The following is a 14138-nucleotide window of genomic DNA, read 5'->3' on the forward strand; positions in this document are numbered from 1 at the left end:
CCAATCTTTTATAAGTTATAGAGATATTTATTTGTTATATATAATATATTTCGAAACACTCTGGAATGTCAACAGAAATATTGTTATTATTAATTTATATTTAGTATTACAAATATTTTGGTGTGGAGTGAACAATAGATGAATATAGGCCTTAACATACGAACAATCCGCAAACGAAAAAACGTCACCATCGCTCAAATATGCGAAGAAACCGGCTTATCCCAAGGCTTCATGAGCCAGATCGAAACGAATAAGACCTCGCCGTCCATTGCAACATTGGAAAATATAGCGAAGGCTTTAAAGGTACCTTTGGCTTATTTACTCCTGCAAAAAGAGGAACGCATAAATATAGTACGTAAAGAGGAAAGAAGGATCACGACAAGCGGGGTTGAACAATTAAAAGTGGAGCACCTGAGTTCTACAAAGAACGTAAGAATGATGATCGTCGAGATTCCTCCCGGATCATCGACAGGCACTGTTCCGCATGCGCATGAGGGTGAAGAGGTTCATTTAGTCATGAAAGGGACAATCTACGCTGAGCAAGGTGAGGATACGGCTGAATTTAAAGAAGGCGACTCTTTCAGTTGGAATGCCTGTACGCCTCATTTAGTAAGAAATATAAGCGAGGAAACTGCAATAGTACTCATATCCATCTATACGGAAAGCGAGTATGCAGTGGAATTCCTATGATCTCGGAAATAGCAGCTGCATCTCCTGAAGATGCCGTCTTAACCCCTTCAATAGTAGCAATGCATCCATCCCATGGTTCGTACAGCAGCTCAAACAGACAGTGTAATTTTCGGAGAAGAAGGTATTGCCTCAGCGGATAAACAAGGACTTGCTATTATTGTTATGGGTACGCTTGATCCTTCTGTTATGAAAGAGTTAGAAGAAAAAGTGGAAGAGAAAGGCTTCTATTTAGTCGATGCTCCTGTAAGTGGTGGTTTATCTGGAGCTGAAGCTGCTACATTATCAATAATGACTGCCGGTAAAGAAGAAGTAGTTCAAAAATGTCTACCTTACTTCCAAGCGATGGGGAAAAAATTTTAAATTTTGGCAACCAATGTGGATTAGCACAAGTGGCAAAGCTCTCAAATAATTTAGTTCTTGGTATCAATATCATAGGTGTTACAGAAGCACTTAAATTTGGACGAAAAAATGGCCTACCTGCCGACGAAATTTTAAAACTTTTAAGCGTAAGTACTGGCGATAGCTGGGTAGTCAATAATTGGGATGCAGTGAAAAAATACAGACCGGAGGCCACTCTAGGCAATGTATACAAGGATTTAACTGCTGTTATAAGGGAATGTTCAAAAAAACAATTGTCTTTACCATTTGGAGGTCTAGCTCTTCATCTATTAATAGATTCAATGGATGCAATGAATAGAGATTTTGATATGTAATAAATAAGTCGATAAGGTAACCTAGTACTAGGCTACCTCTATCAACTTTTAAAAAAAGGATAGCACATATTACTTGATTGATTGTGCATAAAAAAGAGAGAATTACGGATTTCACAAGATCAAGACACAAGAGTAGGCCACAAAAATGCGGATTCCTCGTTTTTCGGATACAAGACGCATCTGGCTATGAGTGAAGAACGCATTATCACCGCTGCTACCATTACGACTGGGAAAAAAAACTTGATCGAAAAAAGCAAGGCCGCTGGTATGAGGATTGACACCGTGATTGTGGACACCGCGTACTCAGAAAAAAAAAACATTAAGTACACTAAGAAGAACGAAATTCAACTCGTTGAAAAAGCACGGACAGGAAAAAAGGGAGAAAGCAAAAACCAAAAGACGACCTACTCTTTCGACATCGAAAAATGCAAGCGATGCCCGATAAAAGGAAGGTTGCTATAAAGAAGGCGCGGCGAGTAAGACATAAAGACATATATTAAAGTTAGCTGTTTAAAAACCAGCAAAAAAAGGTGCATTTAAATTTAAAAAAGCGTCTCCTTCCACTCGAAAGATGGAAAAGAGACGTTTTTTATTTATTAAATTTTGAAATTCTAAAAATATGAAAGTTCTTCAGTGGCTTCGTGCATCACAGGAATAATGTGATGTTTCATAAATAACTATAAAACGGAGCCCGCAAACCCGCGGTACTCCGTTTATTTGTTTCATAATTAAAAGCAGTTTGCCTTTTACAGTTTCCCGATAGATCCACTGTTTCAAAATTTTTAGCAAAAAAAATCTGCACTTATACATGATTTGCATAAATATTCATACATTTTCAAACAAGAAACCAATGGACATCGAAATTTCTATGTAGATCACTATATTAACTACTATAATTACGAACGCATCAAGTCAAAGCTAAAAGGCATGAGCCCGGTACCGTATCGAACTCATGCCTTACAGGCTGCATAACGTTAATGTCCAACTATCGGGGTCACTTCACTAATGAGAGTGGGGTTATTTTTTATTAGCATTTATACTTATTTTGAATTCTATTCCTAACTATTTGAAAGCGTTGCATGTTGTTCACAACCTATTGAGGTTGTGAACAACATGCAACGTAAATTCCTTCAAATAGTACTACGTCTGATTGATGAAGCAGGCCAATCGTAATTAAGACTATAGAGAGAACTCTGTGCTGAACAGCACGGTAGGCGGACTTGTAGATTTTCAAATGATGTCTTCCAGGCCGTGTCCATTGCTTTGCCCCACCAATCTAAATCAATTGATTCTTTACAACTGGGACACATTACATCTGCAAAAATGAAAAAACTGCTTGCAACGGCGTTAATACCCTTGCAAACAGCCTACAGCAACAAAATCAAACGATGCGAATATTTCCGACAAAATATAAAGGATTTTTCAGACGAGCCATACCATGCCAGTCCGTTCCGCCAGACACTTTCAAATCCAATCTCTCACAGCAGAGCCGCCGCTTTTCTGAATCAATTCGATGCTTTTCTCAAGCGGAGCACCATAAGTCTGTTTTACGAAATGGAAACAATAATCAACGAACTTCCCGTAATGCTCCCATCCGTTAAACAATCCATCCTTCAACATAGCAAAGTAGAATTCCTTTCCATGTCCGCTCTGATTTGACCAAGGGAACCCATCAGCTTGAGCGATCTCCCGCCTTCAAATGTAAAAGCGCTCATCGTAAAAGCTACCGTCACTTCGTTGGTTGTCCCGCAAGCTCCAGAAGCACATTGTTCGCCCGTTCTAGAGCTGGAACCCAATACTTTCTTTCCATGACTATCCCTCACAGTACTAAGTGTCAAATATATTTGACCAAGATGCTTTCCACATGCTCCAAATGCGATCTCATCGCTTGAGATGCCTGCTCTTGATCCCCCCTGCGAATAGCCTCGTAAATCCGTGTATGTTCTTTCAAAAGCTGAATGGCCACATCCTGATTGGCGTACAATTCAGCTCGGCGAATATCCCGGATCATCGATTCCATCGGCTTCATGATGGATTGACAGGTTCGTTCCATAATGGCATTATGAGTGGCTTGAACCAGCATCACATGGAAGGATACATCCGTTCTCTCGCCTTCAATATCATTACCTACAGCGCTTACCATTTCGTTCAGAACGAGATGAAGCTGATGCAAATCCTGCTCTGTTCTATTCTTGGCGGCAATCGCGGCAATCGACACCTCTAGGGATTGTCTGACTTCCATTAATTCAAGCAGCGTCGTTCGATTCATCCGCAAGGAAGCCATCTCCGGCAATAAGACCTCGGTAGGCACTTGGCTGATCACTCTGCAGCCGCCTCCCTGCCGGATTTCGATAAGTCCCATGGCTTTTAACGCGCTGAGTGCTTCACGCGCCGTGGAACGTCCAACTCCAAATCGCTCGGACAGTTCTTTCGTAGACGGGAGTTTATCGCCTGTTTGGAGTTGTCCCTGCAGAATCATTTGCTTGATTTGATCAGCCATTTCGTCATAATGATTGCGTTTGAGCAGCTTATTGACTTCCATGCTATAACCTCTTTTACCCGATGATTAGCACATGCACGATACCAGGGCCATGAACGCCTATGGTTAAATCGTTCTCAATATCCGCCGAGCGGCTAGGACCTGAAATAAAGTGAATGCCAGCGGGAAGATCCTTCCTTGCCGATTGATCGAATTGAATCAGAATCTCCCCTAGTCGGGTCTTCAGCCGTTCCACAGGAAGAATCACGATCAAAGATGTAGGAAGCAGACTAACCGATCTTCCCTTTTCCTTTGATGATAACACAGTTAGCGATCCGGTGTAAGCCGCTGCTGCATCTGCAAGAACGATGCCAAGGTCGGCCGCGGCAGCTGCGGCTTTCCAGCTTTCCCGACTGTCCGTATTCCACGCGGAAATCTGCGCTTCCGATAACACATCGCTAAGATGAAGGGCATGCAGCTCAGGCTGATCCTGATGGATAATCCGGTTAACGCCTAATGATTGCGCAATATCGATTATCGCTAATTTCGCTTTCTCCATCGAAGCAAGCCTAACGACATAACCTCCTGCCGCTTGAAAATTAGTCGTAAACTGCTCAATTCTTTCTTCCAACGGCCATTCGAATTTATGCCAAAAATCTGGTGCTCCCCGATAGGGATGCACGGGCTTCTCTACGACTCTTGCTCGCCCCAGCTTACTGGCAATGCCGTTCATAAACCGCTCTTGTTCCTTAACTGACTGAGAGTCCAATTGTGTCAGCCATGCTTGACTGCGCTCACTCATCCTGATGTCCTCCTTGGTTTTTTCTCTTCGTCAACGCATCTTGCATACGACTGTGCAAAACCGGGTCTATTCCTTTAAATTCTTGACGTATTTGATGTTCAAGCGTACCCCAGCTGTCTCGGAAAGAAGCCTTAGGCAAACTAGGCGCAACTCGATACGTATTCCATCCTTTTAATGGCCCTACGCGCAGTCGAATACCTTGATCGCGAACAACCAGCTTCTGGCCGATACGTGCCAGTTTCAATACGGTATTAAATCTCTTCGCGCTTCCCATGATGGCTGCAAAGCCCCTCATCCCGGCTTGTTCAAGTTTGTCGCCATGCCCCTGCTCCACTTTGCGACGACGTAGTGAGACAAGCATATCGTGGAGCGGTATTTTCACAGGACAAGCTTCGTAACAAGCGCCGCATAGGCTGGAAGCGTTGGCAATGTCGTCCCAATCCGCTGTGTTCTTCTGGAGCGCAGGGGTTAACACCGCCCCAATCGGTCCGCTGTAGGTGCCCCCATAGGCGTGACCGCCAATATGACGATAAACTGGGCATGCATTCAGGCAGGCCCCGCAGCGGATGCAATTGAGCAGCTCCTGAAATTCCGGATCGCCAAGCTGCAAAGAACGCCCGTTGTCGACGATAATAATATGCATCTCCTCCGGACCATCTGCATCAGACCCACGCCGCGGACCTGTAATTCCGGACATGTAGACGGTCAGCTTTTGGCCGGTAGCCGAACGCGGCAGCAGTGTCGCCATGACCTCCAAATCCATCCAACTTGGTATAATCCGCTCCATGCCCATGAGTGTAATTTGTGTCTTGGGCACGGTGGAAACCATTCGTGCGTTGCCTTCATTTTCAAACAGAACAATAGACCCGCTTTCCGCAATAGCAAAGTTGCAGCCCGTGATGCCAATATCCGCCTCCAGAAATTTTTCCCGCAGCTTTCTGCGGACAAATCCTGCCAATATCGTCGTATCGGGCGGTAAGGTCTCCCCTGCTTCCTTGGATAATAAGTCAGCAATCTGATACCGGTTTTTGTGAATCGCTGGAATGATGATATGGGAGGGCGTTTCGTCGGCCAATTGAATAATATATTCGCCTAAATCCGTTTCAATGGCCTCAACGCCAATAGAGGCAAGCGCCTGATTCAAATGCAGCTCCTCTGTAACCATGGATTTGGACTTAACGACGGTCCGGGCCGCTTTCTCTTTGGCGATGGTCAAGGATAGCTTCACAGCATCATCGGCCGTCTCGGCAAAATGAACATGGACACCGTTCTCTCGAGCATTTTCAACAAACGTATGTAAGTAATAATCCAGGTAGGCGATGGTATGCAGCCGAATTTGCCTGCCTCTTTCACGCCATTCCTCCCAGTTCCCGTGTTCTTCCGCGGCTTTAAGTTTACCGTTCCGCAGCCGTTCTGTCGTAAACATAACCGCTTTGCGAAGGAACTCGTCGTTCAGCGCCTGATCTGCCCGCTCCTTGACCGTCTTCCCTTCAGCTTCTTTTTGACTCATGCCCTTTTCACCCCTTCATATAACAGTTCAGCCAGATGCATAACCTTGACTGGTTCATTTCGGAATCGCAGATTGCCGGCAATGTTCATCAGACAGGCCATATCCAGGCCGACAAGCACCTCCGCTTCCGTTTCCTTCACATGATCGACTTTTTCATTCACCATGGCCCCGGATATATCCGACATTTTCACAGCAAAAGTTCCTCCAAATCCACAGCAATCCTCTGCAAAAGGAAGAGGCACCAGTTCTAACTCCTTTACCTGCCGCAGCAAAGCCAGCGGTTCTTCCTTCACACCAAGAAGCCTGCTGCCGTGGCAGGAGGGATGATACGTAACTTTATGCGGAAACCTCGCTCCAAGATCAGTGATACCAAGTACACCTACGAGAAACTGCGTGAACTCATATGTTTTGTTCTGTAATTGCAAGGCTTTGTCCAGCATTTCCGGATCATCCTTGAAAAGATCCGCATAGTGATGAATCATATACGTACAAGATCCTGAGGCCGAGATGACGAAGTCGCTATCTTCAAAAGCAGCAAGAATTGTTTTTGCCGTTGTCCTTGCTTCCTCCCAGTAGCCGCTGTTGTAAGCGGGCTGCCCACAGCAAGTTTGAATGGTCGGGAATTGCAGAAGGATACCGTGATAGCCCAAAATTCGAGATATCGCCTCTCCGACTTTCGGGTATAAAGCGTCACTTAAGCAGGTAATGAATAACGATATTTTCATAAAATGCACCCTTTCAAAAATTAGATATCAGGTTGTCAGACATGTTGATACTAACATAAAGCACTGTACTTTGAAAGGCTTATTCTTTCGCACTTTTTATGAAGCGCCACGCTGCAAGCTTTGCAGCCGCAATCCATCCATATAGTAAGGGCGGTTGTGATGCAAGAATTTAAAATGGATAGCAAATACCCAGAAATTGGGTTGTGTTGCAAAGAATCCAAACCGTGATAACATATAGAAAAATGAAATCATGGGATGGGACGAATCAATATGGAATCAAAAGATAATGTATTCAAATAGAAACATTACGAAGCTGATATGATCCTATTAACCGTTAGATGGTATTTAAAATATTGTTTGAGTTATAGAGATGTCGCAGAAATGATGAAAGAGCGAGGATTGAATATTTCTCATACTACGATCATGAGATGGGTTCATGAGTTCGGACCTGAAATAGACAAACGAATTCGCCCCAAGTTAATTCCAGTGTAAATCATCTTTTTATAGCAACTAAAAAATCCCGCCCCAAAGACATTCTCTTAGGGACGAGATTATTGTTCCAATTTAATGAATCACCAAGGCAGCTCGGTCACGAATCGATCTCGATGACCATGATCTACCCCCACCCACTAAGCAAATCGATTCTCTTCGGGATCTTCCGTATCATAGCCAAAGGCATCAAGCGCCGGCCATAGCTCAGGGGCAATCGGGTAATTCGCGAGCTCCAACGTCTGGGCTACCCGTTCCGGTTTACTCATGCCAACGACCGTACTAGCGATCCGCGAATCGCGAAGCGAAAATTGAAGTGCTGCGGCGGCAAGCGGAACATCGTATTCCAGGCAAACCTTGGCGAACATACGCGCTCTCTCCAATACGAGTGGCGGAGCTTCGCTATAGGCATATCGTGCGTATACTTCTGGTCCTTTGGCCAATATGCCACTGCCATAAGGAGCGGCGTTAATAACCGCCACGCCCATACGACTCGCGACATCAAGCAAAGGTTCGGCAGCCCGATTGAGCAGCGTATATCGATTATGGGTTTCAACCGCACTGAACGCTCCCGTTTCGACATAACGAATGAGCATATCGATCGGTCCGCCGGATATTCCGATGTGATCGATGACTCCCTGCTTTTGAAACTTTTGCAGTACTTCTAACGGTCCGCCGGATCCCATCACATTTTCGAAGGTGGTATGTTCAGGATCGTGGATGTAAACGTATTGCAGACGATCAAGTCCTAAGCGTTCGAGGCTTCCTTCGATGGAACGTTTGATCTGTTCGCCGCTGAAGTCTCCGGTCATAAAGTCGCGATCGGCTTTGGTTGCCAACACGTAACCTGCGGGAAGACCACCATTCGCTCTAATAGCCTTGCCAATCCGCCGTTCGCTCTCACCTTCGCCGTATGCTGCAGCCGTATCTATAAAGTTGATTGGGCTTTCGAAAGCGGTTCGCAGCGTTACCAATGCTTGTTCCTCCGACGTGCTATATTGAAAGGTTTCCGGCATATCTCCGAGCGGAGCGGCTCCAATACATAGCGGTGATATGAGTAGGCCAGTACTGCCAAGCGGCCGTTGGGATAATAATGCGTTCGTCATGGAGTGTTCCTCGCTTTCTGATTTTGTCTGCATTATAACGACACACCCAAAAAGCCTCGTGTCATTTGAAAATCGATATTTCCTTTCTGATAGAGACGCGGTACATAAGAATGTTCCAAAATTTCTTTGCTTCGCTCAAGAATATGATTCACCCATATGCTCGGATTGCCCTCGAGTACCAAATCGACATCTTGCTTATGGTTATGCAGCACGTCCTGATCCGACGTCACTTGCAGCATTGGGACGAAAGGATGCGCCTGCATCGGACGATCACCGATCAGCGCGATTATTAATTCCACACCTGTGGCGGCGAGTCCTGTGATCGTCTCTACCCCATGCGTTGTTGGAGTCTCCATAATGTGGAAGCCGTTTCGGTGGACGTGTTCCCCATAGGCAATTGACGGCCGAACTTGAGATGTGCTAAATAGTTGCTGACTGAACGCATCCTCGGCAAGCAATCCGCTGTTCTCGGGAATGACGACCAAGCCACCAGCTCCGACAATTATTTTGGTCAGTACCCCCAACTGCTCGCCGGCATTTTTGTTAATAGCACCAACGCTTACGATCCCGATGCGCAGTCCTTCCAAACCTACCGTCACCTTCTCCGCAGGATCAGCCGCAACCAATCGATCGGCGAACCAGGCCTCAACCTTCTCGCTCACCTTGGCAATTCCGCCGTCGAGCTGGATGCTGGCATAACCAAGACGGCTCGCATCGACACCCATCACATCCATCTGATGGCGCATGTAGTCGTTATGCGTTTTCTCACAGCCATGCTCCAGCAGCAAACAATGCTTCACCATCGGATGCGTAATATAGCCGATCATCGTGCGGGCAAACAGTGATTCGGCTGGCCCCCCCGAGGTGCCGCAGCCTTCCGTGTGCGCCAATGTGACAAAGCGCGAGAGCTCGGGATAACCTGCTCCTTGCTCGTTCAGTCGCCGTGTGATCATGCCCGCTACCTGTCCGGCACAAAGACTCGTCGGCACGATCAAGCCGATATTGTCACTGGACTGCCGATTGCGATGCCGAGTAAAGGAAAATTGAAGCGAGATATTCCTCGTTACAGCCTTATCTTCAATTTCTATCGGAGCTCCTGTCGGTACAGGAGTGTGAAGCAGCGTATCCAGCCGACTCGCATCGTTCTGCTGCCAGTTGCGCCAAATTTGTACTTGGGCATGGCCCGCCTTCTCGCCGACGCTTCGCTGACCAGAGGCAATTTGGAGCGCCAACTCGAATACCTCTTGGCCCAGCTCATCCATCGACTTGCCTTCCAGATACTGCCCCGCGTTCACATCCATATCATTCGAAAGCAATTGGAAGCGGCGAGTTGTCGTGACCACCTTGACCGTAGGCACATACGGAAAGTTGGTGATCGAACCATTTCCCGTTGTAAAGAAGATCATGTTGCAGCCGGCGGCTACCTGTCCGGCGATGCTCTCCAGGTCATTGCCAGGGCTGTCCATGAAATAGTAGCCGCCATCCTTCATGAGCTCCCCGTACTCAGTTGCATAATCGATCCGCGTTGTCGGATCTTTCTTCATAGCGGCGCCTATAGACTTGAGATAGATGTTGTACAAGCCGCGATACATGTTGCCACCTGACGGGTTACCTTCCGCGCTTGTGCCGTGCCAGGAAGTGCGCTCCTTAAATCGGTTCACAAGTTCCAGAAATTTGCGCGCGGTTTCCACGTTACGTACTTTTGACAAGACATAGGGCTCCGCGCCAATCAACTCATCAGTTTCGGCTAGACTAGCCGCACCGCCGTAACGCACCAATTGTTCTGAAACCCAACCGAGCAGCGGATTCGCGGATACTCCGGAAAATGCGTCCGAACCGCCGCACTGCAAGCCGATTCGCAAGTGGCGGATGGATTCAGGCGTCCGTTGCATCGTGTTAACCGTTGACAGCCATTCCCGCACTATCGCTTCACCTTTAACCAGCTCCTCTTCAAAGCTGCCTGTAAGCGACACGAACTTATGCAGCACTTCATCGATCGGATAGTTATGCTCGCGTGCATAAGCCTCTACCATCTTGTTCGTGACCGATTCATTGCCATAATCGACAACCAATACCGCTCCGACGTTCGGGTTGACCATGAAACCTGAGAGCGTCCGCAGCAGCAAGTCCACATTATTCGGCTTCTCTGTGCCGCCCTCCGTATGAGCGACGGGAACGAACCCGTCTATATTCGAATCGTTCTTCCATTCGCTTTGCAGACGAGAGGCAAGCTCATTCACGTAGCTCCCCGTATGCGAGGTGGTGCCGAGCAGTACGATGTAGTTCCGGGTGCCAACCCCGCGATCTTCATGGCGGCGGTATCCCATGAAAGTGCGCGTATCCTCATAAGCTGGCGATGCCTGAGCCGGCCGAAAGTTCTCCTCGTCAAGGATATAAGGAGAAACTTGATCCGCGAAATTGGGCTCCGCCGGCACTGCGAATGTCAACTGGCGCACACTGAGCGCTCCACGTACTGTTTCGTTGATCACATAGTGGCCGGGCTGAATCTGCTTAATCGCCACGCCGAAAGGCAAATGCCACGAAAGCAAATCTTGACCAGGAGCGATCGCTTTCACCGCAAATCGATGGCCTTCCATAACCGTGTAATCCAAGGTGAGGATTTGGCCTTCATACTGAATGACGGTACCGGAGTTCAATTGGTGAATCGCAACGGCGCAGTTATCCCCGGGCAAGGGAAGTCTCGCTACTTCTTCAAATTGGTAAACGACGTCCATCGATGACTGGCTCCTTTGATGAGATTTTTCGAACAATCCAAATAAGCATTGGCAGCACTTAAACTACCTGGCATAGTATGACTAGCACGCAACCTAGCGTGTGTTATGAGAATGAATCCCAGGATTCGATTCAGCCTATAAATGAATAATTGAGTTTCTTCCAAGGTTAGTGCTGTTAAAACAACAATATTCTCACCCAGTTGATGCGCATTCAGGCAATAAGTGGCATCAATTTTTTAGTAAGCATAGCCTCCCTGATTTTGGTGTGCACACATATTATTGTAACAGGATTATGGCATTTGATAATTCTTTACCTTTGCAAAAACATACTCTATTTTGATATTCTATACATAAGAGAAATAATGAAGTGAGATGATTGGGGAGGTTCGGAAAATGCAAAAACCGCTAATAAAAAACTTTATTATCGACCACCTCTTGCCATTTGACATCGTATTTAAGGACAAAAAGACACCAAATCGTGAACTACCAGAGCATCTTCATGATCGCTTTGAATTAGTTTATGTTTATAGTGGAAAAGGTACGTTTTTCTTAAACCAAATGCTCTATGAGATGAATGAAGGAGATCTCTTCATCATTCCTGGCAATACCATTCATCAGGCATTGCCAGATTCTGAATCTCCAATTACTGCCACTGCTGTCTTTTTTGATCCGCAACTGATCGGACACTATTCAGCTGGTGATTCGTTTACGAATATGCAAGTTTTTGACCGAGCCCGAAAATATAAGAGCTATAAGCTTGTTGTCCCACCAGCCATGCGCCCTCATCTCGAAGAAAAACTCAAACAAATGCATGAAGAATTAGAACAACACGAAGCTGGTTTTAGATACGCAATTCAACTGCAGTTAAATAGCCTTCTGATCAACATTAATCGGTTGATATTAAAAGAATCCCATCATCAACTGGCTGCGTCCGATGTCGGCCCCTCCTGGTTACTAAACATCCTGCAACACTTGGATCAGTTTCACACTGAGCAAATCGCTGGACTTTCGTATTTGGCTAAGCACACTTCAGTCTCAGCCGCTCATTTATCCAGGGTGTTTAAACAACTAACCGGGATGAACATCACCGACTATGTGAATGCCAAGCGGATTTCAACTGCAAAGGAGCTGCTCCTAACTACTGACTTAGGTATTGATACGATCGCCCACAATTGCGGTTATGAGAGCTTACCTTATTTTCATAAGTTATTTAAGAAGTTTACTGGCGTTACCCCAGGCCTATATCGAAGAAAAGTAGTTAAAGAAATTAGCTTCAAAATAGACAACATGACATAGAAATGTGAAAGTATTTCAAGAGCAAATTATTGTAATATTACTCACCGAAGCTTATTAAGAAGAGCCTGCTTATAAGAACAGCAGGCTTTTCGCATCCATTGGCAGACTTCGTAGAACCTAATTTTTGCCGGAGCGCTTCAAACTCTCCCGAGCATAAAAAGCTCCTTCCGACACTTCAGCGAAGGGCACAAACTCAATCATGCAAAATAGCATGTCAAGATAATCGGTTTGAAGCCGCTGTAAGCTTTCGTCGACGCTGGCAATTATGCGCTTCGCGGAGGTATGAAATTAATTTTGACCATAACGCCCCGCTTTAAAAAAAGGTAGGAATCGATTGCGTGAGATCTGACCTATCGCTTTACCTAATACAGTCACCGCCTTCGTTAGTCATTGAGTACCCCCAATTAAAGTTTATAGAAACGCTCCGCATTTCCGCCAAATAGTTGCGCTCGCTCTGTTTCTCCCCAATGCAGCGGAATCGAATTTAACAAAATTTCCATAACCTGATCATAGTCCGCAGAAAGCAGACAGACTGGCCAATCACTACCGAACATAACCCGCTCCGGCCCAAACATCTCCAGTATGGATTGAATATATGTTGTAAAGTCTTTCTGCTCCCATCCATGATGCTTAGCCTCTGAGACCATACCTGACAACTTGACGTGTATGTTGGGATGCTCAGCCAGACGTTTCATTTGGCTATGCCACGGCTCAAGTTGACCTTCTGAGATTCGTGGTTTGGCTATATGATCAATGACGCCTCGTAGGCCAGGCACGCTGTCTACCAATGGGATAAGCGCCTCCAACTGATCGCTGCGAAGCAATAAATCGATAGGGATGTCTAAGGAGGCATATTTTTGCAACGCCTGAATAAAATGAGGCGCCAGAATCTCACTCGCATCCGCCATTTCTTGAATCATAACTCGAAAACCAACAAACTTCGGTTGCGCTTGAAACTGCTCAAAATAGCAATAATGATTGGGATCATTAAGGTCTAACCAACCGACAACTCCAAGGATACTTTCATCTTCTTGCGCCAAGCTGAGGAGATATTCGGTTTCCTCCAAAGTCTGTGCAGCTTGAACGACAATGCTACCACTAAGAGAATGTGCGGCCAGATGAGGGGCGAGATGCCCCGGCAAAAAATCTCTATACAAGACTGGAAGATCAGGAGTAATCCAGCCATAATCCCCTCGCTCAATGAGCCAGTAATGCTGATGTGCATCAATTCGCCGCATAACAAACCTCCTATATATCTATCATGTATCCTTATCATATCAGCATATAGATGCATAAATAATAGTCAATTTCAGATAAAACATACTCTTTTTTGATATCATTAAGATGTGAAATTGGAGATGGAGGGGTTATTTGGGTTTTGGTGCAACTATAAAGACAGATCAAAGATAGCCTCCATAATGTTGCTTGATTATGCTGTCAAACCAAACACTTTATTAATTAATTCTACTGCAGAGAGGACAGACGAATGATTGCATTCGACCTGCCCTTTCTTTATCATATGCATAGCTTCGATTCCGGCAATTGTTTTCTCTGCAGTACTAAAAGATTTGTATCCCAGCATTGGTTTAATGA

Annotated in this window: 13 protein-coding genes and 3 pseudogenes; 8 read left to right on the forward strand and 8 right to left on the reverse strand. The window is 45.8% G+C overall.

Going from position 1 to position 14138, the window contains the following annotated elements; all coding sequences use genetic code 11:
• Nucleotides 1-138: 138 nt before the first annotated feature.
• The 6 genes and pseudogenes from GC098_RS25060 (at nucleotide 139) to GC098_RS25085 (ending at nucleotide 3062) form a co-directional block, all read left to right on the forward strand.
• Nucleotides 139-690, forward strand: a complete 552-nt coding sequence (locus GC098_RS25060; protein ID WP_171645947.1) for a helix-turn-helix domain-containing protein — start codon at nucleotides 139-141, stop codon at nucleotides 688-690.
• Between the two features lie 72 nt (nucleotides 691-762).
• Nucleotides 763-1050: an NAD(P)-binding domain-containing protein gene (locus GC098_RS25065; protein WP_171645948.1), complete on the forward strand. Its 288-nt coding sequence runs from the start codon at nucleotides 763-765 to the stop codon at nucleotides 1048-1050.
• Entirely contained in the window at nucleotides 1011-1403 is a 393-nt protein-coding gene (locus tag GC098_RS25070; protein WP_171645949.1) for an NAD-binding protein, read from the forward strand. The genes GC098_RS25065 and GC098_RS25070 overlap by 40 nt, the downstream gene beginning before the upstream one ends.
• Before the next feature lie 102 nt (nucleotides 1404-1505).
• Nucleotides 1506-1887, forward strand: a pseudogene (locus GC098_RS25075) (transposase); the annotation flags it as partial.
• 329 nt (nucleotides 1888-2216) lie between these two features.
• Nucleotides 2217-2375: an IS3 family transposase gene (locus tag GC098_RS41725; RefSeq protein ID WP_376773948.1), complete on the forward strand. Its 159-nt coding sequence runs from the start codon at nucleotides 2217-2219 to the stop codon at nucleotides 2373-2375.
• Between the two features lie 279 nt (nucleotides 2376-2654).
• Nucleotides 2655-3062 (forward strand): hypothetical protein, encoded by a 408-nt coding sequence (locus GC098_RS25085; RefSeq protein WP_171645950.1) that lies wholly within the window; start codon nucleotides 2655-2657, stop codon nucleotides 3060-3062.
• Nucleotides 3063-3237: 175 nt separating this feature from the next.
• On the opposite strand, the gene GC098_RS25090 is transcribed toward GC098_RS25085, so the two are convergent.
• Genes GC098_RS25090 through GC098_RS25105 form a run of 4 tightly spaced genes read right to left on the reverse strand, consistent with a single transcriptional unit; the run spans nucleotide 3238 to nucleotide 6919 of the window.
• Nucleotides 3238-3945: a FadR/GntR family transcriptional regulator gene (locus GC098_RS25090; RefSeq protein WP_029193373.1), complete on the reverse strand. Its 708-nt coding sequence runs from the start codon at nucleotides 3943-3945 to the stop codon at nucleotides 3238-3240.
• A 13-nt stretch (nucleotides 3946-3958) separates the two neighbouring features.
• Nucleotides 3959-4684 (reverse strand): LutC/YkgG family protein, encoded by a 726-nt coding sequence (locus GC098_RS25095; protein WP_171645951.1) that lies wholly within the window; start codon nucleotides 4682-4684, stop codon nucleotides 3959-3961.
• Nucleotides 4677-6194 carry a LutB/LldF family L-lactate oxidation iron-sulfur protein gene (locus GC098_RS25100; RefSeq protein ID WP_171645952.1) on the reverse strand — a complete coding sequence of 506 codons (1518 nt, stop codon included), beginning with the start codon at nucleotides 6192-6194 and terminating at the stop codon, nucleotides 4677-4679. The genes GC098_RS25095 and GC098_RS25100 overlap by 8 nt, the downstream gene beginning before the upstream one ends.
• Nucleotides 6191-6919 (reverse strand): (Fe-S)-binding protein, encoded by a 729-nt coding sequence (locus tag GC098_RS25105; RefSeq protein WP_171645953.1) that lies wholly within the window; start codon nucleotides 6917-6919, stop codon nucleotides 6191-6193. Before GC098_RS25105 ends, GC098_RS25100 begins: the two co-directional genes overlap by 4 nt.
• 318 nt (nucleotides 6920-7237) lie before the next feature.
• Here GC098_RS25105 and GC098_RS25110 point away from each other — a divergent pair.
• Nucleotides 7238-7399 (forward strand): annotated as a pseudogene (locus GC098_RS25110) (IS6 family transposase); the annotation flags it as partial.
• A gap of 149 nt (nucleotides 7400-7548) precedes the next feature.
• On the opposite strand, the gene GC098_RS25115 reads toward GC098_RS25110, so the two are convergent.
• Nucleotides 7549-8547: an aldo/keto reductase gene (locus GC098_RS25115; RefSeq protein ID WP_216625417.1), complete on the reverse strand. Its 999-nt coding sequence runs from the start codon at nucleotides 8545-8547 to the stop codon at nucleotides 7549-7551.
• Complete coding sequence (locus GC098_RS25120) at nucleotides 8547-11249, reverse strand: UxaA family hydrolase (RefSeq protein ID WP_171645954.1); 2703 nt, start codon at nucleotides 11247-11249, stop codon at nucleotides 8547-8549. The genes GC098_RS25115 and GC098_RS25120 overlap by 1 nt, the downstream gene beginning before the upstream one ends.
• Nucleotides 11250-11642: 393 nt before the next feature.
• Between GC098_RS25120 and GC098_RS25125 the strand changes: the two genes are divergently transcribed.
• Nucleotides 11643-12545 (forward strand): AraC family transcriptional regulator, encoded by a 903-nt coding sequence (locus GC098_RS25125; protein ID WP_171645955.1) that lies wholly within the window; start codon nucleotides 11643-11645, stop codon nucleotides 12543-12545.
• Nucleotides 12546-12662: 117 nt separating this feature from the next.
• On the opposite strand, the pseudogene GC098_RS40280 reads toward GC098_RS25125, so the two are convergent.
• A pseudogene (locus tag GC098_RS40280) lies at nucleotides 12663-12815 on the reverse strand (aldo/keto reductase); the annotation flags it as partial.
• 134 nt (nucleotides 12816-12949) lie between these two features.
• Nucleotides 12950-13783 (reverse strand): amidohydrolase family protein, encoded by an 834-nt coding sequence (locus tag GC098_RS25135; protein WP_171645956.1) that lies wholly within the window; start codon nucleotides 13781-13783, stop codon nucleotides 12950-12952.
• Between the last annotated feature and the right edge of the window lie 355 nt (nucleotides 13784-14138).

Origin of the sequence: Paenibacillus phytorum, from assembly GCF_013141715.1 — a bacterium.
Lineage (GTDB): Bacteria > Bacillota > Bacilli > Paenibacillales > NBRC-103111 > Paenibacillus_E > Paenibacillus_E phytorum.

What these genes read in the sequence shown, in the direction of transcription:
- GC098_RS25125 (WP_171645955.1), top strand. Translation starts at nt 11,643, where the DNA reads ATGCAAAAACCGCTAATAAAAAACTTTATTATCGACCACCTCTTGCCA.
- GC098_RS25120 (WP_171645954.1), bottom strand. Translation starts at nt 11,249, where the DNA reads ATGGACGTCGTTTACCAATTTGAAGAAGTAGCGAGACTTCCCTTGCCC.
- GC098_RS25135 (WP_171645956.1), bottom strand. Translation starts at nt 13,783, where the DNA reads ATGCGGCGAATTGATGCACATCAGCATTACTGGCTCATTGAGCGAGGG.
- GC098_RS25065 (WP_171645948.1), top strand. Translation starts at nt 763, where the DNA reads ATGGTTCGTACAGCAGCTCAAACAGACAGTGTAATTTTCGGAGAAGAA.
- GC098_RS25115 (WP_216625417.1), bottom strand. Translation starts at nt 8,547, where the DNA reads ATGCAGACAAAATCAGAAAGCGAGGAACACTCCATGACGAACGCATTA.
- GC098_RS25095 (WP_171645951.1), bottom strand. Translation starts at nt 4,684, where the DNA reads ATGAGTGAGCGCAGTCAAGCATGGCTGACACAATTGGACTCTCAGTCA.
- GC098_RS25070 (WP_171645949.1), top strand. Translation starts at nt 1,011, where the DNA reads ATGTCTACCTTACTTCCAAGCGATGGGGAAAAAATTTTAAATTTTGGC.
- GC098_RS25090 (WP_029193373.1), bottom strand. Translation starts at nt 3,945, where the DNA reads ATGGAAGTCAATAAGCTGCTCAAACGCAATCATTATGACGAAATGGCT.
- GC098_RS25105 (WP_171645953.1), bottom strand. Translation starts at nt 6,919, where the DNA reads ATGAAAATATCGTTATTCATTACCTGCTTAAGTGACGCTTTATACCCG.
- GC098_RS25060 (WP_171645947.1), top strand. Translation starts at nt 139, where the DNA reads ATGAATATAGGCCTTAACATACGAACAATCCGCAAACGAAAAAACGTC.
- GC098_RS25100 (WP_171645952.1), bottom strand. Translation starts at nt 6,194, where the DNA reads ATGAGTCAAAAAGAAGCTGAAGGGAAGACGGTCAAGGAGCGGGCAGAT.